The organism is Pseudomonas sp. S3_A09 (genome assembly GCF_054668065.1).
On record NZ_CP162752.1, the window covers coordinates 798,941 to 820,398 of the forward strand.

18 protein-coding genes are annotated in these 21,458 nt (G+C 59.7%); all 18 read right to left on the reverse strand.

Annotated features, from left to right (window positions below):
- Positions 1 to 3: 3 nt before the first annotated feature.
- Complete coding sequence (gene fliI / locus AB4N92_RS03820) at positions 4 to 1,362, reverse strand: flagellar protein export ATPase FliI (RefSeq protein ID WP_010208746.1); 1,359 nt, start codon at positions 1,360 to 1,362, stop codon at positions 4 to 6.
- On the reverse strand, positions 1,352 to 2,116 hold the full coding sequence (gene fliH / locus AB4N92_RS03825; protein WP_021490839.1) for a flagellar assembly protein FliH: 765 nt from the start codon (positions 2,114 to 2,116) through the stop codon (positions 1,352 to 1,354). The genes fliI and fliH overlap by 11 nt, the downstream gene beginning before the upstream one ends.
- A gap of 10 nt (positions 2,117 to 2,126) precedes the next feature.
- A complete protein-coding gene (gene fliG, locus AB4N92_RS03830; protein ID WP_010208743.1) occupies positions 2,127 to 3,146 on the reverse strand; it encodes a flagellar motor switch protein FliG in 1,020 nt (339 codons plus the stop codon).
- Positions 3,139 to 4,917, reverse strand: a complete 1,779-nt coding sequence (gene fliF, locus AB4N92_RS03835) for a flagellar basal-body MS-ring/collar protein FliF (RefSeq protein ID WP_010208742.1) — start codon at positions 4,915 to 4,917, stop codon at positions 3,139 to 3,141. Before fliF ends, fliG begins: the two co-directional genes overlap by 8 nt.
- A 16-nt stretch (positions 4,918 to 4,933) precedes the next feature.
- Positions 4,934 to 5,263, reverse strand: coding sequence for a flagellar hook-basal body complex protein FliE (fliE, locus tag AB4N92_RS03840; protein ID WP_010208741.1), 330 nt, complete (start codon positions 5,261 to 5,263; stop codon positions 4,934 to 4,936).
- Positions 5,264 to 5,394: 131 nt separating this feature from the next.
- A complete protein-coding gene (locus tag AB4N92_RS03845; RefSeq protein WP_021490840.1) occupies positions 5,395 to 6,771 on the reverse strand; it encodes a sigma-54-dependent transcriptional regulator in 1,377 nt (458 codons plus the stop codon).
- A gap of 7 nt (positions 6,772 to 6,778) precedes the next feature.
- Positions 6,779 to 7,990: a sensor histidine kinase gene (locus AB4N92_RS03850; RefSeq protein ID WP_031290412.1), complete on the reverse strand. Its 1,212-nt coding sequence runs from the start codon at positions 7,988 to 7,990 to the stop codon at positions 6,779 to 6,781.
- Positions 7,991 to 8,100: 110 nt separating this feature from the next.
- Positions 8,101 to 9,576, reverse strand: coding sequence for a sigma-54 dependent transcriptional regulator (locus AB4N92_RS03855; RefSeq protein WP_010208737.1), 1,476 nt, complete (start codon positions 9,574 to 9,576; stop codon positions 8,101 to 8,103).
- 170 nt (positions 9,577 to 9,746) lie between these two features.
- The gene (locus AB4N92_RS03860; RefSeq protein WP_010208736.1) at positions 9,747 to 10,043 is read right to left on the reverse strand and encodes a hypothetical protein; all 297 of its coding nucleotides are present in this window, start codon (positions 10,041 to 10,043) and stop codon (positions 9,747 to 9,749) included.
- A gap of 25 nt (positions 10,044 to 10,068) precedes the next feature.
- On the reverse strand, positions 10,069 to 10,473 hold the full coding sequence (fliS, locus tag AB4N92_RS03865; RefSeq protein WP_010208735.1) for a flagellar export chaperone FliS: 405 nt from the start codon (positions 10,471 to 10,473) through the stop codon (positions 10,069 to 10,071).
- Positions 10,474 to 10,613: 140 nt separating this feature from the next.
- Positions 10,614 to 12,002, reverse strand: a complete 1,389-nt coding sequence (gene fliD / locus AB4N92_RS03870; RefSeq protein ID WP_010208734.1) for a flagellar filament capping protein FliD — start codon at positions 12,000 to 12,002, stop codon at positions 10,614 to 10,616.
- An 81-nt stretch (positions 12,003 to 12,083) separates the two neighbouring features.
- The gene (locus AB4N92_RS03875; protein WP_010208733.1) at positions 12,084 to 12,434 is read right to left on the reverse strand and encodes a flagellar protein FlaG; all 351 of its coding nucleotides are present in this window, start codon (positions 12,432 to 12,434) and stop codon (positions 12,084 to 12,086) included.
- Positions 12,435 to 12,509: 75 nt separating this feature from the next.
- On the reverse strand, positions 12,510 to 13,931 hold the full coding sequence (locus AB4N92_RS03880) for a flagellin N-terminal helical domain-containing protein (protein WP_029529076.1): 1,422 nt from the start codon (positions 13,929 to 13,931) through the stop codon (positions 12,510 to 12,512).
- Between the two features lie 265 nt (positions 13,932 to 14,196).
- A complete protein-coding gene (locus AB4N92_RS03885) occupies positions 14,197 to 15,126 on the reverse strand; it encodes a ketoacyl-ACP synthase III (protein WP_010208730.1) in 930 nt (309 codons plus the stop codon).
- A gap of 276 nt (positions 15,127 to 15,402) precedes the next feature.
- A complete protein-coding gene (locus AB4N92_RS03890; RefSeq protein WP_042571868.1) occupies positions 15,403 to 17,007 on the reverse strand; it encodes a flagellar hook-associated protein 3 in 1,605 nt (534 codons plus the stop codon).
- Between the two features lie 14 nt (positions 17,008 to 17,021).
- Positions 17,022 to 19,067: a flagellar hook-associated protein FlgK gene (gene flgK, locus AB4N92_RS03895; protein ID WP_029529075.1), complete on the reverse strand. Its 2,046-nt coding sequence runs from the start codon at positions 19,065 to 19,067 to the stop codon at positions 17,022 to 17,024.
- 10 nt (positions 19,068 to 19,077) lie between these two features.
- Positions 19,078 to 20,349, reverse strand: a complete 1,272-nt coding sequence (gene flgJ / locus AB4N92_RS03900) for a flagellar assembly peptidoglycan hydrolase FlgJ (protein WP_010208727.1) — start codon at positions 20,347 to 20,349, stop codon at positions 19,078 to 19,080.
- A 4-nt stretch (positions 20,350 to 20,353) separates the two neighbouring features.
- Complete coding sequence (locus AB4N92_RS03905; protein ID WP_183702797.1) at positions 20,354 to 21,442, reverse strand: flagellar basal body P-ring protein FlgI; 1,089 nt, start codon at positions 21,440 to 21,442, stop codon at positions 20,354 to 20,356.
- Positions 21,443 to 21,458 lie beyond the last annotated feature (16 nt).

Sequence of the window (21,458 nt, forward strand, 5' to 3'; positions counted from 1 at the left end):
GGCTTAGCCGCCCGGCGCCGGGGCGAAGATCGACTGCAGGTGCGCTTCGCTTTCACCCATGCTGATCTTGTCGTTGAGGCCTTGGCGCAAGTAGGTCACCAGTTGCGGTTGCAGGGCGATGGCCAGGTCGGTGTCGCGATCGCCGCCCGCCACGTAGGCGCCGACGCTGATCAGATCGCGGCTCTGTTGGTAGCGCGACCATAACTGCTTGAATTGTTGCGCGCGAATCATATGCTCCGGCGTCACCACCGCCGGCATCACCCGGCTGATGGACGCTTCGATATCGATGGCCGGGTAATGCCCCTCTTCGGCCAAACGCCGCGACAGCACAATGTGGCCGTCGAGCACACCCCGCGCCGAGTCAGCAATCGGGTCTTGCTGGTCATCACCTTCGGACAGCACGGTATAGAACGCCGTGATCGAGCCCCCGCCCGCCTCGGCATTACCGGCACGTTCCACCAGCTTGGGCAGCTTGGCGAACACCGAGGGCGGATACCCCTTGGTGGCCGGTGGTTCACCGATGGCCAGGGCGATTTCCCGCTGGGCCTGGGCGAAACGCGTGAGCGAATCCATCAGCAACAGCACGTTCTTGCCCTTGTCACGAAAGTATTCGGCGATGCGTGTGCAGTACATGGCGGCGCGCAAACGCATCAGTGGTGCATCGTCCGCCGGGGAAGCGACGACGACCGAACGCTTGAGGCCTTCTTCACCAAGGCTGTGCTCGATGAATTCCTTCACCTCGCGGCCCCGCTCACCGATCAGCCCCACCACGATGATGTCGGCCTCGGTAAAGCGCGTCATCATGCCCAGCAGTACCGACTTACCCACGCCCGTACCGGCAAACAGGCCCAGACGCTGGCCGCGGCCGACCGTCAATAATCCGTTGATGCTGCGGATGCCCACGTCCAGCGGCACGCTGATGGGGTTACGGTTGAGCGGATTGATGGTGGGGCCATCCATCGGCACCCAGTCTTCGGCCTTCATGCCGCCTTTGCCATCCAGCGCGCGACCGGCGCCATCAAGCACGCGGCCGAGCATGCTCATGCCCATCGGCAGGCGGCCGGTATCGGCCAAGGGCACCACGCGCGCGCCGGGGGCAATGCCCGCCAGGCTGCCCACGGGCATCAGGAAAATCTTGCTGCCGGAAAAGCCCATGACTTCGGCTTCGACCTGCACCGGGTGGTAGCTGTCGTCGTTGATCACCATGCAACGGCTACCCATGGCAGCACGCAGGCCTTCGGCTTCGAGGGTCAGGCCGACCATGCGCAACAGGCGTCCTTCAAGGATCGGCTGGCCAGGCAACTCGGCGGCTTCGGCGTAGCCGCTCAAGCGCTTGGCGAAACTGGTGCGATCAAGGCGCATCGGGGGCGTCCAGGTCCACGCTCAGGTCTGGCTCGGCGGGGTTCAACACCTGCTCATGGGCCTGATCCAGCAGCTTGGCCATGATCTGGCTGATGCGGGTTTCCACCGTGGCATCGATGCGGCTGTGCTCGGTTTCGACTCGACAACCACCGGGCTGCAACGACGCGTCCTCGACGATGCGCCAGGTTTCTTCATGGCGCTCGCGCAGGGCTTTGACCTGTTCAAAATCCTGGGGATTGATGTACAGCCGTACATTGCCGACACCCAGGGGCAGCAGCTTGAGGGCTTCGCGCATCACGCTTTCGATATGGCTGGAGTCCAGCACCAACTCGCGCTGGATCACCTGGCGGGCGATGTGCTGCACCAGCTCGACCATGGCTTTTTCGATCTGCGAATCCTGCTCGGCGATGGGGTCGAACAGGCCGGCCATCAAGCGCTCCAGGCTGGCCAATTTGGCGCTCAGCGCCTCCTCGGCTTCCTGACGGACCTTGAGAGTGGTGCTGCGAAAACCATCTTTTTCACCCGCCGCGAAGCCCTCGTTGTAGGCCTCCTGGCGGATAGCTTCCAATTCTTCGAGGGTCAGTGGCTGGACTTCATCCAGCGGCACTTCTTCCATTTCCGCCGGCGGCTCTTCAACCGGTTCAGGCTCAGGCTCGGGCACATGTGGATCGAAGCTGGGCAACGACCAGATGTCGAACCCACCGACGTCCCGCGCGCGAATCAGATCGCTGGGCGCCTCATCTTTGTTCGACATGAAAGGCGCCTTAGATCATTTCTTCGCCGCCCTTCCCGCCGAGAACGATTTCTCCGGCTTCGGCCATACGGCGGGCAATGGTGAGGATTTCTTTCTGCGCGGTTTCCACGTCGCTGACCCGCACCGGACCTTTGGCTTCCAGGTCGTCGCGCAGCAGTTCCGAGGCACGCTTGGACATGTTCTTGAAGATCTTCTCTTTGACGTTTTCGTCCGAGCCCTTGAGGGCCAGCACCAGCACGTCGGAAGACACTTCGCGCAGCAACGCCTGGATGCCACGGTCGTCGACATCGGAGAGGTTGTTGAACACGAACATGAGGTCTTCGATCTGGCCGGACAGGGTGTCGTCGATCTCGCGGATCGAGTCCATCAACTGGCCTTCGACCGAGCTGTCGAGGAAGTTCATGATATCGGCCGCGCGCTTGATACCGCCCAAGGTGGTGCGCGAGGCATTCGAGTTGCCGGAGAACTGCTTCTCCAGAATCGTGTTGAGCTCTTTCAGCGCTGCCGGCTGTACGGTGTTCAGCGACGACACGCGCAGGATGATGTCCAGGCGCACCTTATGGTCGAAGTGGCCGAGGACTTCACCGGCCTGGTCGGGGTCCAGGTACGCCACCACGATCGCCTGGATCTGCGGGTGTTCGTAGCGGATCACGTCGGCAACGGCGCGGGGCTCCATCCATTTCAGGCTGTCGAGGCCGCTGGTGTTGCCACCGAGCAGGATGCGGTCGATCAGGCCGTTGGCCTTGTCTTCGCCCAGGGCCGAGGTGAGCATCTTGCGGATGTAGCTGTCGGAGCCGACGCCCAGGCTGGTCTGGTCGCCGACGATCTCGACGAACTCGCTCATCACTTGCTCGACTTGTTCGCGGTGCACATTGCGCATCTGCGCCATGGCCACGCCCACACGTTGAACCTCTTTGGGCCCCATGTGGCGCAGCACTTGGGCGGCGTCGGTTTCACCGAGGGACAGCAGCAGGACTGCGGCTTTGTCGACCTTGGTGAGCTTGGCAACAGCGGCTCGATTATCACTCATCTGCGTTGATCCACTCTTTCACGACCTGGGCCACACGGCCCGGGTCTTCTGCCACCAGACTCTTGATTGCGTTCAACTGAGCGTCATAGCCTTCGCTCGGGCTTGGCAACAGGATGCTTTGCGGGCCGCCGAGGCTGACGCGGTCGTTGGCCAGTTCGCCGTCGAGGCCGCCCATGCCGCCCAGCTCGACGTCGCCACCGGCCAGGGCCAGCTGTTTTTTGCCGTTGCCGGTGATGTTGTTGAGCACCGGGCGCAGCACGCCAAACACCAGCACCAGGATGAACAACACACCCAGCACTTGCTTGACGATGTCCCAGAACCACGGCTGCGAGTAGAACGCCGGTTCAGCGATCACTTCGCCACGCTCGGCGGAGAACGGCATGTTAATCACGCTGACACTGTCACCACGGCTGGCGTCAAAACCCACAGCGTCCTGCACCAGACGGGTAAAGCGCGCCAATTCGTCGGCGCTCCATGGCGCACGGGTGACGGCGCCGTCAGCGGCATTGACCTTGACCTGGTCATCCACCACCACTGACACCGACAGGCGATTGACGCGACCCTGTTGTTGCTTGGTGTGGCTGATGGAACGGTCGAGTTCGAAGTTCTTGGTGGACTGGTTACGTTTGTCCGCCGGGTACGGGGCGAGCATCGGCTGGCCAGTGGCCGGGTCCATGATTTGCTGGCCGTTGGCATCCAGCAGTGGCTGGCCTGGCTGAATCGCGCCAGCACTGGCAGTAGCGCCACCGGTGGTTTGCGGCGCCGAAGCCGGGGCTGGCGGCTGGTTGCTCAATGCGCCCGGCACACCTTGCGGCGGGCCATTGGCGGCGGTGCGTTGTTCGCTGGTGGACTGCTCGCTGCGCAAGGCAGGCTGGTCCGGGTTGAACTGCTCGGAGGTCGACTCGACGGCGCTGAAGTCCACATCGGCCGACACTTCGGCCTTGTAGCGGTCGTTGCCCAGCACCGGTTGCAGGATGTTGTGCACACGCTGGGTGAGCATGCTTTCGACGCGACGACTGTAGTCGAACTGCTTGCCGGCCTGGGTCAGCGCGGAGTTTTCCGCCTGGTCGGACAGCAGGTTGCCCTTCTGGTCCACCACGGTGATCTGCGATTTGCTCAGCTCGGGCACGCTGGTGGCGACCAGGTTGACGATCGCCAGGACCTGGCCAGGCTCCAGGGAGCGGCCAGCAAACAGTTCAACCAACACCGAGGCGCTGGGCTTGCGCTCGTCGCGCACAAACACCGAGCTTTTCGGGATGGCCAGGTGCACGCGGGCGCCCTTGACGTTGTTCAAGCTGGAGATGGTGCGTGCCAGCTCGCCTTCCAGGCCACGGCGGTAGCGGGTGGCTTCCATGAACTGGCTGGTGCCCAGGCCCTGGTCCTTGTCGAGGATCTCAAAACCGATATTGCTGTCGGACGGGGTCACGCCGGCGGCGGCAAGCTTCATGCGCGCACGAGCCACGTCGTCGGCCTTGACCAGCAGGGCCCCGGAGTTGGGCTCCACGGTGTAGGCGATGTCGGCGGCGGCCAGGGTTTCCATGATCTGCTTGGAGTCCATGCCCGCCAGGCTGCCGTACAGCGGCCGGTAATCAGGTTGCTGCGACCACAGCACCACGGCAAAACCAATCGCCACGCTGGCGGCCAGGCCGACCATCAGGCCCACCTGACGCAGCATGGTCATTTCGGAGAGGTTTTCCAGGAACGACAGGCCAAACAGCGGCGGCTTGCCATCTGCCTTGGCGGGTGCGTTGTCCACGAGTGCTTCTGCCATGACTTAAATCTCGTCCTTAAACCGGCATCTGCATGATGTCTTGATAGGCCTGAACCAGCTTGTTACGCACCTGGGTCAGCGCCTGGAAGGAAACACTGGCCTTTTGCGAGGCGACCATCACATCGGTGAGGTCCACGCCGCTTTTGCCAATTTCAAAGGCATTGGCCAACTGGCTGGAGGCTTGCTGGGTGTCACTGACTTTGTTGATGGCCTGACCGAGCATATCGGCGAAGCTGCTTTGGCCCAATTCCGGCGCTGGCGCGACGGATTTCGGTTGAGCCATGGCATCCATTTGCATGGCGCGCATATCCAACATCAACCGATTGAACTCAATACCCTGGCTCATGAACTTCTCTCTCCGACAACCCGCATGTTTTTTGACGCTACGCCGCAATTACTAGGGAAGTAGCAACAAGGGTGCCAGCTCTGTATCAACTCGTAAGAAAAGGCGACAAACCTTGTCGACCTTGTTACCGGTTATGTGGCGAATAGATACGCTTCCACATCCATCCCGGCGTCGCGCATCTGCGCCAGCTTGTAGCGCAGGGTGCGCGGGCTGATGCCCAAGCGTTCGGCAGCCTCTTTGCGGCGGCCGCGCTCGGAACGCAGGGTGTCGATGATCATCTGGAATTCGCGGCGACGCAGGTCGTCGCCCAAGGCACCGGCGGTCTCGGCTTCGACCACCACAGGCGTGGGCGCCAGAGTCGGCAACGGCGCCGCACCGCTGCCCATCGCCAAACAAAAATCCTGGGGCTGGATCAAGCCACCCTGCTGCAGGATCAGCGCGCGCTGGATGGCGTTGTCCAATTCCCGCACATTGCCCGGCCACGGGTATGCGATCAGACAGGCCTGAGCCTCGGCCGACAGCCGCGCCTGGGCATGCTTCATTTTTTTGACGTGGTTGTTCAGCAGACGCTCGGCCAGCGGAATGATATCCGCCGGGCGCTCGCGCAAGGGCCGCCAGGCCAGGGGGAATACGGAGAGGCGGTAAAACAGGTCTTCACGGAAGCGCCCCGCCGCCACTTCGCCCGCCAGGTCACGGTTGGTGGTGGCAACCACACGGATATCCAGCTGGATCGGTTTGCGGGCGCCGACGCGTTCCACTTCACGCTCCTGCAACACCCGCAGCAACTTGGCTTGCAGGCCCAGGGGCATTTCCGAAATCTCATCGAGCAGGATGGTGCCGCCGTCAGCTTGTTCGAACTTGCCCGCCTGGGCTGCGATGGCGCCGGTGAAGGAGCCTTTTTCGTGACCGAACAGCGTGGCTTCGAGCATGTTGTCGGGGATCGCCGCGCAGTTAATGGCGATAAAGGGTTGCTTGGCGCGGGTCGATTGCTGATGGATGTAGCGCGCCAGCACTTCCTTGCCGGTGCCGGACTCGCCGGAAATCAACACGGTGGAATCACTGCGCGCCACGCGGGCCGCCAGTTCCAGCAATTGTGCACTGGCCGGCTCGAAGGCAATCGGCCCCTCGCCGTCACTGGGCGGGATCACGCCCAAGGCATGCCGCACGACCAGCTCGATCAACGCTTTCGGCTCGAATGGCTTGACCAGGTAATCCGCCGCCCCCTGGCGCATGGCGTCGACCGCACGCTCAACGGCGCCGTGGGCGGTCATCAGCAACACCGGCAATTGCGGCTGGCGCGCACGCAGCAGGCCGAGCAATTGGTGACCGTCCATGCCGGGCATGTTCACATCGCTGACCACCAGGCTGAAGGACTCCTGCTCCACCGCCTCCAAGGCAGCCTCGGCAGAACCGACCGCCCGGTAGTCATGGCCCGCCAGCAGCAGCGTGTCAGCCAATGCTTCACGCAGGGCGCGATCGTCTTCCACCAACAGAACCTTGATAGCCATAACCTTTCTACTCCGCGCTTGCCGCGCCGGAAAACAGCGGCAAGGTCATCAATGCACAGGTGCCACGCCCAACACGGGAATGCAGCTGCAATTCTCCCTGATGGGCGCGTGCCACTGCCTTGACCACGGTCAGGCCCAGGCCGGTGCCGTTGGTCTTGGTGGTAAAAAAGGGTTCGCCCAGACGCTGCAACACGGCAGGTTCGATACCACTGCCACTGTCGCTGATGCACAAGCGCAGGTTTTGCCCGCGGTTGTACAGGTGCACCTTGAGCCGCGCGCCCGGGCCGCTGGCCTGGGTGGCGTTTTCGATCAGGTTGAGCAGTGAACCGACCAAGGTGTCGCGGTTGCACAGCAGTTCACCGAGATGGCTGTCGCATTGCCAGCGCACCTGGACGTCTTGGATATGGGGCGCAGCCGCCGCTTGCAAGGCCTGCATCAACCCCGCCGGCGTGATGCGGTCGGTCAGCGGCAATTCGCCACGGGCAAACACCAGCATGTCGCGCACCTGATGCTCCAACTCATGCAGACGCTCCTTGAGGCGGCCGGCAAAACGCTGGTGGGTGGCGGCGGGCAATTGCTCATCAGTCAAATGACTGGCGTAGATCAAGGCCGCCGACAGCGGTGTGCGGATCTGATGCGCCAAAGAAGCGACCATGCGCCCCAACGACGACAATCGCTCATGGCGTGCCAACTGGTCTTGCAGGTGACGGGTTTCAGTCAGGTCGTTGAGCAGCACCAACTGGCCCGGCTCCGCGTCCAGGGAACGGGTGGCGATGGACAGGCGGCGGCCATCCTTAAGGGAAATTTCGTGACCGTCGTCTTCACGGGGGGCAAAGCAGCGGGTGATGACATGCCGCCACAGCTCGCCTTCCAGGGGCAAGCCGAGCATGTCGCAGGCGGCCGGGTTGGCTTCGCGCACGCGGCCCTCTTCGTCGATGACAATCACGCCACCGGGCAACAGTGACAGCAGGTTTTGCAGACGATTGGCCAGGCGTTCTTTCTCGGCCAACTCTTCCATGCGCTGGGCACTGACCACGGCCAGCTCGCCTTTAAGCTCGGACACCCGGGCTTCGAGCAAGCTGTAAGAGTCGGTCAATTGGCTGGACATCTGACTGAACTGCGAAAAGGCCTGTTCCAGGCCCTGGCGGCTTTGCTGTTCTACAGACGGAACGAGCCCCGCGATGGCAGAGCTGGAAGAATGTTGGGCGGCGTGGGGCATCATGCTCTCTCGCTTGGCTGACCGTCAGTTAAACGGAACGTTGCGAGGGCTGTAGCAATACCCGTGCCGAAAAAAATAACCTTATTTTTCAGTTAGTTGAAAAACAGGCGTCAATCATCCGCCTGTTCGTCACCTTCTTTGCGGCTCATGCCGTACTTGCGCATCTTCTCCACCAAGGTGGTTCGACGGATACGCAGGCGCTCGGCGGCACGGGCGACGATACCGTTGGCGTCGTCCAAAGCCTGTTGGATCAGGCCCTGTTCGAGGTTGCCGAGGTAGTCCTTCAAGTCCAGGCCTTCCGGCGGCAGCATGGCGGTGGAACCGAAGTCCGGGGTATGGCCGTTGATGGCCACCCGCTCTTCCATGTCAGTGCGCAGGCTGTCGACCAGTTGCTCGTCTTCGTCGTCGACGTAGCGGAATTTCTTCGGCAACTCGACCACGCCGATCACGCCGTAGGGGTGCATGATCGCCATGCGCTCCACCAGGTTGGCCAGCTCGCGCACGTTGCCCGGCCAGCCGTGGCGGCACAGGGACATGATCGCGGCGGAGTTGAAGCGGATCGAACCGCGCTTTTCGTGCTCCATGCGCGAGATCAGTTCGTTCATCAGCAGCGGAATGTCTTCCACGCGCTCACGCAACGGAGCCATTTCGATCGGGAACACGTTAAGGCGGTAGTACAGGTCTTCGCGGAAGCTGCCGACCTCAATCATGCTTTCAAGGTTCTTGTGGGTCGCCGCGATAATGCGCACATCGACGCTCTGGGTCTTGTTGCTGCCCACGCGCTCGAAGGTACGCTCCTGCAACACACGCAGCAGCTTGACCTGCATCGGCAGCGGCATGTCGCCGATTTCGTCGAGGAACAGCGTACCGCCGTTGGCCAATTCAAAACGCCCGGCACGGCTGGTGATCGCCCCGGTAAAGGCGCCCTTCTCGTGACCGAACAATTCGCTTTCGAGCAGTTCCGCCGGGATCGCCCCGCAGTTGACCGGCACGAACGGCCCGTCGCGGCGCTTGGAGTGATAGTGCAGATTGCGCGCAACCACTTCCTTGCCGGTGCCGGACTCGCCGAGGATCAGCACGCTGGCGTCGGTATCAGCCACTTGCTGCATCATCTGGCGCACGTGCTGGATGGCACGGCTGGTGCCGACCAGGCTGCGGAACAGGTTGGGTTCGCGGTGGCGGCCGCGCTCGCGGGCCTGGTCGTACATCTCGCGATAGACCTGGGCACGGTGCAGGGAATCGAGCAATTTGCTGTAGCTGGGGGGCATTTCCAGGGTGGACAGCACCCGGCGGCGCTGGTCTTCGGGCAGTTCGACGGAAGAAATATCGCCGATTAGCAACACGGGAAGGAACTCATCCCAGGTTGACAGTGTCTTTAACAAGCCCAAAACAGCGCCAGGAGCGTTTACCGTCCCGATCAGCACACAAATGACTTCACGGCTCGATGACAATGAGCTGACCGCCTGCTGCCAGTCATGGCTGCCGCAGGGCAAATTTTCTTCGCCGAGAAAATTCAAAATCACCGCTAAATCGCGGCGGCGGACGCTATCGTCATCAATCAGCAGAATTTTGGTTTCACGCCACATGCAATAGCAACTTCCCTAGTAAAACTTCATGCCCCGAAGTGAGGGCAATCGAGGCGCCTGTAAGACTTTGTACCTTACTAGACGTCTGAAATCTGAAAACAGCACTAGTTAAGTCAAAAATGCTGGCACAGTCAAATATATGACGCACCGTTCGGACCAACTGAGCCCATTCAGCCGAACAGATGGTAAACCTTTGACGCGTTTTTAGCTCGGTTGATCAGCGACATCTCTTCAAAAATCGCCTGGCGCTCGCCGGTCGTCACCTCAAGCAACTGCTGATACACCACTAGCAAGCTTTCCAACTTCTCTCGCAGCACGTCCTCGTTCACTGGCGCTTCGCTGAGCACTTCCTCGATCACGTTGCGACAGCCCAGGTCGAGTTCGCCGATGGCGTCCCAGTTCCGTTCCGCCAGCGCGCCGATCAGGGCTTCGCGGGTTTCGTCTATGCGTTGCAGTGCGTGGCTCATGATGTATTCCTCAAGGCCGATGGCCTTATTGTGCGGCACCTTGTGGTAGTGCGATGGCATCCCAGCCTTCTTTCACAGTAATCAGCAACCGAGCGACTTCGTCGATCATGCTGGCATCGTTGTGCAGATTGGCTTCCATCAAACGGTTGGTCATGTACGCGTACAGACTTTCCAATTGCTGGACGTAAGCCGGATCTTCGCTCTTCTCCGCATCCAGGCCATCACGCAGCCCAATGATGATATCAATGGCCTTACCGAGCATCAGGCCCTTTTGTGCGATGTCCCCACGAGCCAATGCGCCTTTGGCCTGTGCCATGCGGTCGAGCCCGCCCTCCATCAGCATTTGCACCAGGCGATGCGGGCTGGCTTCGGAGATCTGGGCATGGGAATTGACCTTCTGGTATTGGCGAAGGGCTCTCATGGGATTCATGGTTCTACCTCGTGACAGGTAACAGCGAAAAGGATTTCAGTAACCATTGTGTCGACTGGGCCGCAAAAAACTTTAACCCGATGGTCTTTCTAAGAAAAAAGCCCAGGCCGATGGACCTGGGCTTTTTCATGGGCGCGCGATCAACTGTTTTTCTGGTTGTTCAGCGCGTTGAGAGTACCCATGATGTTGTTGCTCTGCTGGCGCAGCTGGGCGACCAGGGAGTCCATGGCCGCGTACTTGCGAGTCAGGCTGTCGGTCAGGTCCTGGACGTGAGCGTCCAGGTCCGACTGATCCTTGGTCAGCTTCTTGAGGCTGTCGGAGAGTGCACTTGAGCGCGTCGCGAAGACTCCAGTGGTCGGCTTTGCATAGCCGTCTGTCGCAGCTGTCATGCGGGCCAACAAGCCGTCCTTGCCGCCCAGCATACTGTTGATGTCAGCTGCGTTGGTCAAGGCGGCCTTGTCAAAGGCCTTGTCATCCATGGTCAACAGACCGGTATTGGAATCGGTGCCGATACCAAATTGTGCCAAGGATTTGAACTGGCCGTTCCCCGACAAGGCATTGAACTCGGAACGCAGGGCGCTCTGCAAAGAGCGCATGTTCGCATCACCAGTCAGAGTAGCCGACACGGAGTTACCCGCAGCATCCTTCGTCACCTTGGTTTCAGCATTCATCGCCTTGAGCAGAGCATTGTAGCTATCGACGAAACCCTTGACCCCGGATTTAAGCGCGGCGGTACTGGTAGAGACAGAAATAGTCGTGACCGCCTTGGTGGGGTCGGTACTGCTGACTGGCGGAGATACCGAAAGCAGCTTGATACTGACGCCACTGACCGCATCCGTAATGTTGTTGGTCTTGGCCGTATAGGCAACACCATCAATCGTGTACTCGGCATTCTTGGGCTCATCGATCACTTTGTAACCGGTATCGATACCCGAGTTGCCCGAAAGGGTAAGATCCGATCCCACACCGCCGGTGGTAGAGGTCAATACCATGCGCGAACCACTGGCATCGGTCACGATGTTGGCACTCAGGCCGGAGGTGCCAAACTGCGAGTTAATCGAGTCACGCACCTGCTGCAAGGTTGCACCTGGCGGAACACTCACGTCGAACTTCTTGCCCGACTGGGAGATGGATAATGTCGTGGCCGTATCCCCCTTGTTGACCACCGTAGAGGCGCCCCCCGTCAGCGTTGTGGTCGACAACTTGGAAGGCTGGGCCAATTGGTTGACCACTAGGTTGAAGCTGCCGTTGGCTGCCCCCTTCCCCGTCGTCATGGTGGCGACCTTCTCGTTCGATGACGTACCCGTCAAGCCACTGAAACTATTGTCATCAGTCATGCTTTTGATTGCGCCCCGGAACGCATCCAAAGCCGACTGAATTTTGCCGATCGACGACAGCTGAGTAGTTGCTTTCTGTGACTGGGTGTTGATCTGGGTCTGCTTGGGCGCACGATCAGCGTCCACCAGCGACTTCACAATGCCCTGAATGTCGATACCCGAACCAACACCGTTAACCGTGGTACTCGCCATCGTCTTTCTCCTAATTCGATTGTTGCCGCTTTCTTGACGAACAACACTTCAATCCGTCAGCGCAACAAGTTTCATGCCAGCTCAGACCTTTTCGTCGAACAACACGTGACTGGCAGTCGCCAGGCTCTGTGCCAACTTCAAGGCAGTTTCCGACGGGATCTGGCGAATCACCTCACCACTTTCAGTGGCGATAACCTTGACCACAACCCGATGGGTGGAATCATCTATGGAAAAGTCCAGTTTGCGCTGGGCCGCTTGTACGAATTCTCGAATATCAGTGACTGCTTTTTCAAGGTCAGCCCGCTCAGGCTCACCGGTGGTCGGCACAATCGCCTCGACCCTGGTTTTGTCTTTGTCCGCAACTGCCGGGACGGGTGCGCTTTGAGGTGCAACCGGTGGATAAGACGAGGCTAGCTTTACACTCATATCCATGTCCAATCTCCTCTAAAACCGAAAAGACGAAAGGGCACGTAAACGCGCCCTTCCGTCAGTTACCAAGCGCCGTTATTACTGAAGCAGCTTCAGTACAGCGGATGGCAGTTGGTTGGCTTGCGACAGGATCGCGGTAGCCGCCGACTGCAGGGTTTGTTGCTTGGTCAGCTCGGCTGTTTCAGCAGCGAAGTCTGTGTCTTGTACAGTCGAACGTGCAGCGGTGGAGTTCTTCTGAATGTTGGTCAGGTTGTCTACAGTTGTGGTCAGACGGTTCTGAACAGCACCCAGGCCCGAACGTACGCTGTCGATGCCGCCAATGGCTTTGTCGATTACAGCGATGGCGGACTGTGCGTTGAAGGCACTGGTCACGTCGGTTTGAGCAACAGAAGTCTTGGCCGAAGCAGCGGCGGTGCCAGTAGCAGCGAACAGACCAGTTACACCAGCGCCGTTCAGAGCGTAGCCTTTGGAAGAATCCAGGTTCACCGCGCCAGTGGCTTTCAAGCCGTTGGCGATGGCCACGGCGCTACCGTAGCTACCGCTGCCGTCTTTGGTCGCAACAGTGATCGAACCAGCGGCGGTTGCAGCGCTGAACTCAAGGTTTTCACCGGAGTCGGATTTAACCGACAGGCTTTGCTTGGCTTCGTCGAAGTTAACGCTAATACCCAGTTTGGCAGCGTTGGACTTCAGTTGGTCGGCCAGGCTGGCGGTGTCGGTCACGCCGGTGAAGGTGGTGGTTTGGCCACCAACGGTCATCGAGAAAGTAGCCGGTGCAGTCTTGGCAGCAGCGCCGACTACAAACTGAGCTTCAGTGCTAGCGGAAGCGCTCAGACCACCTACAGCGCCGTTCAGTTGGCTGGCAATGGTTTTGGCCGAGCTGCCGGCAGCTACGGTTACGCTGTTGGTCTGGCCGTTACCGGTGATACCGATCACGCCGCCAGCAACACCCGAAGCGCTAGGTGCAACGCCCACGCTCTTGATTTGCTGCGAACCAATGTTGTTAGCAGCAACGTTGTCCAGGGACAGGTTGATGGTTTCGTTAGCGTTAGCGCCAACCTGGATAGCTTTGGTGCCGTACGAACCGTCCAGCAGTTTCTGGCCACCGAAAGTAGTGGTCTGCGAGATACGGGTCAGTTCCGAAGTCAGCGCCTGGTATTCTTCCTGGTTGGAAGTACGGTCAGCGTCGCTCAGGGAGCCGGTGGCCGAGGACAGAGCCAGGGTACGCATTTTTTGCAGAATGTCGGTCGAAGCCTGCATTGCGCCTTCAGCGGTTTGCGCGATGGAGATGCCATCGTTGGCGTTCTTTACAGCTTGGCCCAGGCCGTTGATCTGGCTGGTCAGGCGGTTGGAGATCTGCAGGCCCGAAGCGTTGTCTTTAGCGCTGTTGATGCTCAGACCAGTGGACAGACGCTGCATGGAGGTTTGCAGCGAGTTGGCCGCTTTGCCAAGGCCGTTCTGGGTAGTGATGGAAGCAATGTTGGTGTTTACTGTTAAAGCCATGACGAAATCCTCGTTGGATGGATACTGCGGCTTCCGGCCCTGGCAACCGCCGGGTGTGGCCTGAGAACCTACGTAATAGTTATCGTCGTGGTAGCCGGTTGCTTGAGGATTTTTTTGAATTTTTTTACTGGCGCCGTGCCACCCCTTGCAATTCAAGGGTTTACGCAGGCCCGAAACGCCGATTTCATTGGGTTTTCTGGCGCCAAATAAAAAACGCCGAGGGTCATTCGACCCTCGGCGTTTTTTTGTTGAAGCTATCAAGGCATCAAGGGCGATAGAGAATCGCCGAACCCCACGACAGGCCCACACCAAAACCGCTGATGGCCACGCGTTTCCAGGTGGCGTCCATCACGTGCTTTTCCAGCAGCAATGGAATACTCGACGACACGGTGTTGCCGGTCTCGACCATGTCCTTGATGAACTTGTCCACCGGTGCATCTTCAAAACGACGCGCCACAGCGTCGACAATGGCTGCACTGCCCTGGTGAATGCAGAAGGCATCAATCTCATCAGCCTTCAGGTCCGACTCATTGAGCAGCTCATGCAGGTGAGCCGGCACCTTGAGCAAAGCGAAGTTGAACACCTGACGACCGTTCATGAAGAACACGCCGTCGCTGACCTTCAGGTGCGGTGCACCGGAACCGTCGGTGCCGAACTTCGACTTGCCCAGCAACCACGGTGCGTCTTCGCCCATCCAGGTGGCGGTGGCGGCATCGCCGAACAGCATGGTGGTGTTGCGGTCTTCCGGGTCGACGATCTTCGAATACGGGTCGGCGGTGATCAGCAGGCCGTTTTTCAGGCCTGCGGCTTCCATGAAGCCTTTCATCGCGTAGATGCCGTAGACGTAGCCGGAGCAGCCCAGGGAGATATCAAAGGCTGCCACGTGGGTCGGCAGGCCGAGTTTGTCCTGGACGATGGCAGCCGTGTGCGGCAGCCCTTCTTCATCGCCGTTCTGGGTGACGACGATCAGCGCGTCGATGGACTCGCGCTTCAGATCCGGGTTATTGGCAAACAAAGCGTTGACCGCCTCGACACACAGATCGGAGGTTTCCTGCGCGGCTTCCTTGCGCGGCAGGAACGCCGAACCGATCTTGCCAATGATGAACTCTTCATCCTTGGCGAATTTGGCACCCTGGGCGTAGTTATCGATCCCGTCTGCCGGCACGTAACTGGCGATGCTTTTTATGCCAATCATTGTGGCTTCCCAATACTAAATAGCTGGAGAACACCCCTGGGACTACGCCCGGAGTGCTGACAATAAAGGGGATAACCCCATAAAAATCTCGCTGAAAGCCGCCTCGCAAGGACCCTGTGACGACTTATCCTTTTCATACGATACAGTGAAGATGCGCTTTATGACTCACAGGTCACTCAATTTTGTGTGCTTTGTGCAAAACCTTCAAACAATTAAGCCCCAGAAACGACAACGGCCCGCCCTGTTTCCAGAGCGGGCCGCTTGACGTAGAGCCACTTACATCTTGTTGAAAAGGCTCAATTGCGAGATTTTCACGAAGGCCAACTGGGAGGCTTGCAGCATGGTTTGCTGCAAGGTCAGGTTGATTGCGGCTTGAGCCGTATCGATATTGCCCAGATCACTCATGGTGCTGGTGTTAGCCAGGCCGATGCTGGTGTTCTCGCTGGTCTGAATATCCAGTGCATTCTGCCGCGCGCCAATGGACCCGCGGACATTATCGACCTGGGTACGGGTATTACCAAAGTTGGCGATGGAAGCATCCAGGGCATCCTTGAGCTTGATCATCGCCGCAGGATTACCGTCGGCCGGTTGCTCCAGGGCATGACGCAGCTGGCTGAGGGTATCCAGTGCATTCTGAGTCTTCTGCGTCGTTGCAGCGACTGCGAATTGATCGCCGCTTTGCGGTGTACCGCTGACATCAAACGTCACCCCGGCCGCCGTGACCGTCGTGCCGCCTCCCGTGTCACCTGTAGCAATGGCTTTACTGTCAGCCGTGTAGGGCTGGGCATACACCTCGTACGCAGTACCAGAGGTGAATTTGATCACCGCACCGCTGTTCGCCGGGAATGTGCTGGCATACGCCGCCTGATTGGTCACCGAGGCATTGGTCAACTGCGCAGTGGATGGGTTGCTTGGAGTACGCGACACACTGAAGGTGTCCGGCTTGGCGGCCAGACTAAACGAACGGTCCTTAACCAGAGCATCCGCGTTCGGCCCCGACGCAACATCCTTGAGGTCCAGCGTGATATCGAACTTCACGCCGCGCAGGTTCACGCTGGAACCGCCTTCCTTGGTGGAGTCGAAAGTACCATTACCCGGAATTTCCGAAGTGATGTCGTTACCGTTCTTGTCGGAGACCTTGTATTGGGTGCTGCTGGTAAAGGTCAACTTGTAAGGCTGGCCGTCGGCAAATTGCTTGGTGTAGTCAGTGCCCGATGTCACCAGACCTGCCGACAACGAGACTTTATTGTCGTTCGGCACCGGCGCCGTCGCCGGCGGGACGATCGGTGGTGCTATCCAGGTAGCCTGGGTGCGACCCGAATTCGCCGCTCCCCCCATGATGCTCTTGCCGGTATCGCCCGCCTGGATCTTCAGCGTATCCGAAACCTGCAGGCTCAATGGGGTCTCGTCCCCTTGGTAAGTATAGGTGCCATCGCTGTTGCGACTATAAGGCGGGGTCGCAGTCTTGGACCCGGAGAACAGATAGTTGCCCGACGCATCCTTGCTGTTGAGCAAGCCCAGCACTTGATCCTCTATCGCGCCAATTTCGCCGGCAATCGACTTGCGATCGGCATCGCTCAGCGAGCCGCCCGCACGCAAGGCCAGCTCACTGGCTTTCTGCAGCGCGTCGTTGATCGAGCCCAGCACGCTTTCTTCGTTGGTCAGCGAGTTCTTCAAGCTAGTGATGTTGCCGTTGAACTGGCTCAACATGTCTTTCTGTTGCTGCAGCATCAACAGGCGCGCTGCCGCGACCGGGTCATCGGAGGCAGTTTCAACGCGCACTCCGGTGCTGGCCTGGTTCTGGGCCTTCACGACGCTTGAGTAGTTATCCGAATACTTGGCGGAAGTGGTTTCGAAGTATTGTGCGGTAGAAATGCGCATCGTCCCAGGCTCCCTTAAAGACTATTGATCAGCGTACTGAAGGTTTCTTGCGCAGCTTTGATGATCTGCGACGACGCGGTGTAGTACTGCTGGAACTTGATCATGTCACCGGCCTCTTCATCCAGATTGACCTGGGATACCGAGTTGCGTGCATCCTGGTTGGCCTTGAGCAGTGCGCCCGTGGCGGTGGTGTCGGTAATCCCCGAAGCCGCCTTGGCGCCGACGGTTGACACCAACCGGCTGTTGGCCGCTACCAGGCTCACGCCTCCACCGCTACCATCCGCCAGGCCGACGGTGGCCTTGGTTTGCAGGTCAAGCAACGCCTGGGCGTTACGGTTATCCGACTTGCCCGAAGCATTGAAAGAAAAGGTCGTGCTGTCGCCATCGGCGGGTGCCCCACCGACAGCGGTATCAAACTTGAAGCTCTTGGCCGGCACCACCAGCGCACCGTTGGCGTCACGCATCGGCACATCAATGGTGATCTTGTTGGTTTGGCCCGGAATGATGCTGCCCGTGCCGATTGGATTACCTTGAGCATCGTTGACCGTGTAGGCCTGAGTACCGTCAGCCGCGGGCTTACCAAACACCATTTTTACCGGCATCGAGTGCTCAATGCCGGTTCGCAGTTGAGCGGTATTGGCACCACCGTGAATATCGATAGGCACCGTCAGGGTTGGCGGCGTAAAGGTGCCGGTGCCCTGGTTGGTCTTGCTGCCCTCACCCAGCAACGGCCCGGCGAACGCGATCTTATTTGCGTCCTTCAAATCGGTGCCAATGTTGGTGGCGCCGTTGGCAGTAGGGCTGACCTTGAAGCTGTCGCCTGCGGCCATCGGCCCCTTGCCATCCAGGGCCAGGGTGAAACCATCAATAACCGGCGGCGGCGTGGTAGTGGTGTCGAACGCCCCCATGGACTTGCCGTCGGAACGCATCACCGTGTAGTTGTTGCCGCTGGTGAAGGTGACTTTATAGTCGTAGGGGGTCAGCTTGCTGGTATCACTGATGGTCACATTCAGGTTACCGGAGCCAGCACTGTTACCCGCCGCGCCCACGCTACGTTGCGCAATGGCAGCGGCGCTGTTGATATCCTTGAACAAGGACGAACCAAAGTCACCGTTCAGGTCAACGCCCTGGCCCAGCTGACTGTTGATCGTGTCCGCAGTTACGATTGCGATACGCCCCAGGTCATTGATGGCAGGCATCAAGACATCGCTGCGATAACGCAGCAAGCCGCCAATACTGCCGCCGCTGAGTACATTACCCATGTCCACTGAGGTCCCGCCGCCTGCATTGAGCTGGATGGTGTACTGGCTAGGGTCGCTCGAACTCGGCACCGCTGAAATGCTGTTGGATTGATCACCCAGCACCAGGGACTGGCCTGTGCCGGTACTGACGCTGAATACACCGTTCTTTTCGACGGCAGTGACGCCCACCAACTCATTCAGCGAACGTACTGCCTCATTACGTGCATCCAGCAAGTTCGCCGGAGCGCTGTTGCTTGAGCCCTGCGCCTGAGTGATCTGCTTGTTCAGGGAGGCAATCGAAGAGGTCAACTGGTTGACCTGATCGCTCATGGTCTTCAACTGGCCGTTGATCGACTCTTTTTGCTGGTTCAGTTGGGTCGAAATCGAGTTGAAACGATTGCTCAACGTCTGGGCGCTGGTCAGCAACACCTGCCGCGCGGAAACATCGCTTGGATTTGCCGCAGAGGTCTGCACCGCGGCGAAGAACGCACTGAGTACCGAAGACATGCCGGTGGTCTTGTCCGACAGGGTTTTGTCGATGGCACTGGCTTGGCTCGAATAAGCCTTGGCATCGTTGTTGAGCGCAGTGCTGTTCTGGTAGGCCGCATCGAGGAATTCGTTGTAGACCCGACGCACGTCCGCCAGGGTCGTGCCGCTGCCGATGAACACGCCGCCATACGGGTTCGACGCACTCGCACTCTGGGTGGTCTGCTGGCGCGAGTAGCCCGAGGTATTGGCGTTGGCAATGTTGTTACTCAAGACCGACAACGCTCCTTGAGAGGCGTTTAGCCCTGACATCCCGATACTGAGCAAACTCATGGTTCAGACCTTATAAATGTGTGGTTGCGCCAGCGGCAGCGTAGTTCTGGTAACTGTCCATCGTTTTGGCGATCTGCGAAATCTTGCTGGCATAGGCCGGGTCGGTGGCGTAACCGGCTTTTTGCAACTCGCGAACAAACTGTTCCGGGTTGTCGGCCGACTTCACAACTTCTTTATAGCGATCATTGCTTTGCAGCAAGGTCACCAGGTCGTGGAAGCTGTCCTGGTACGAGCTGTAGGAACGGAACTGCGCCGTCTCCTTGACCATCGCCCCATCGCGAAACTCGCTGGTGATCGCGCGGGCCTGGCCGCCCTGCCAACTCTGGCCAGCCTTGATGCCGAACAGGTTGTGGCTGCTGCTGCCATCCTCTGCGCGCATCACCGATTTACCCCAACCGGTTTCCAGGGCAGCCTGGGCCACCAGGTACTTCGGATCGACACCAATGCGCGCGGCAGCCGCCTTGGCCATCGGCAACATGGTGGCGACGAATTCGTCCTGCGAACTGAAGGCTTTCTTCGCCGGCGCCAACGGTGGCTGGGCCACGGCGCGGCCGTAGACCTGCATGCGCCCGCTCGGCACGGCAAACGTGCGCGCGGTGCTGTTGACCACGTTGTCGTCGGCCGCACTGTTACGCAGCGGTGCGCTTTTGGCATCGATCGCGACTGGCGCGTTCGGCACGATGCCGGCGAGCAGGCGATCGGTCAGCTTGCTTGGCAAGGCAATACGGCGCTGATTCATCAGCTCCATGTCATTGCTGTGGGAGGCCACGGCGCCGGCCTGTGGCTCCGCCACGCGGTAAGCCCACAGCGGGCGCTGGCCATTGGAGCGGCCCAACGGACCTACAGCCTGGGTACCCGCCGCAATCTCCGTCGGCACATCAACTTTCTTCACAGCTTCGGCAGCCGCCGGGCCTTGCAACGTGGCGGCCTGGGCCTCCACCGGTTTGTTCTTTTGCATCTGGCGCATCAGCACGTCAGCCAGGCCGATGCCACCGCCTTCGCGGGACATCGAGACCGCCAGTTGCTGGTCGTACATTTCCTGGTACTGCTTGGCGGCCGGCGTGTTCATCGGGTTGTCCTTGCCCAGCGCCTCGGTGGCCGAACGCATGGACTTGAGCATCTCGCTCAAGAACAGCGACTCGAACTCCTGCGCGACCTTGCGCATGTTGCCTTCGCTGTTTTTGTCGTCGCCGACCTTGAGCTGGTTAAGCCGGTTCAAGTCGGAATAAGACCCCGAGTCCGCCGTGCTGCTGATACCGCTCTTGCGCATATCCATGGCCATGGCCTCAGATCACGATCAGGTCGGCTTGCAAGGCGCCGGCCTGTTTCAGCGCTTCAAGGATCGCCATCAAGTCGCCGGGCGCTGCGCCCACCTGGTTCACCGCACGGACAATCTCATCCAGGGTGGTGCCGGGGCCGAACTTGAACATCGGCTTGGCTTCTTGCTGAGCATTGACGCGCGAACGTGGCACCACCGCCGTCTGGCCGTTGGACAAAGGCCCTGGCTGGCTGACGATCGGATCTTCGGTGATGGTCACGGTCAGGCTGCCGTGGGTCACCGCTGCCGGCGACACCTTGACGTTCTGGCCGATCACGATGGTGCCGGTACGCGAGTTGATGATGACTTTAGCCACGGCCTGGCCTGGGTCGACTTCCAGGTTTTCCAGGATCGACAAATAGTCGACACGCTGGCTTGGATCCAGCGGCGCAGTCACACGGATCGAGCCGCCGTCGATGGCCTGGGCCACGCCTGGGCCGAGCATGTCGTTGATCTTGTCGACCACGCGCTTGGCGGTGGTGAAGTCGGAGCGGTTGAGGTTCAGGGTCAGGCTGTTGCCTTGGTTGAAACCGCTCGGCACGGTGCGTTCAACCGTGGCGCCACCCGGGATACGACCGGCCGATGGCACGTTGACGGTGATCTTCGACCCGTCGCGACCTTCGGCGTCAAACCCGCCCACCACCAGGTTGCCCTGGGCGATGGCGTAGACGTTGCCGTCAATACCTTTGAGCGGCGTCATCAGCAAGGTGCCGCCACGCAGGCTTTTCGAGTTACCGATGGACGACACGGTGATGTCCACCACTTGGCCCGGCTTGGAGAACGCCGGCAAGTCAGCACTGATCGACACGGCCGCGACGTTTTTCAACTGCACGTTGCCCGATCCCGCCGGCACCTTGATGCCGAACTGCGAGAGCATGTTATTGAAGGTCTGCAGGGTGAACGGGGTCTGCGTGGTCTGGTCACCCGTACCATTGAGCCCCACCACCAGGCCGTAGCCGATCAACTGGTTGGAACGCACGCCGGAGATGCTGGCGATGTCCTTCAGGCGTTCGGCCTGGGCGACAGCGCTCAAGGAAAGCAGGAATGCGGCCGCCATCAGCTGTTTGAAGTTC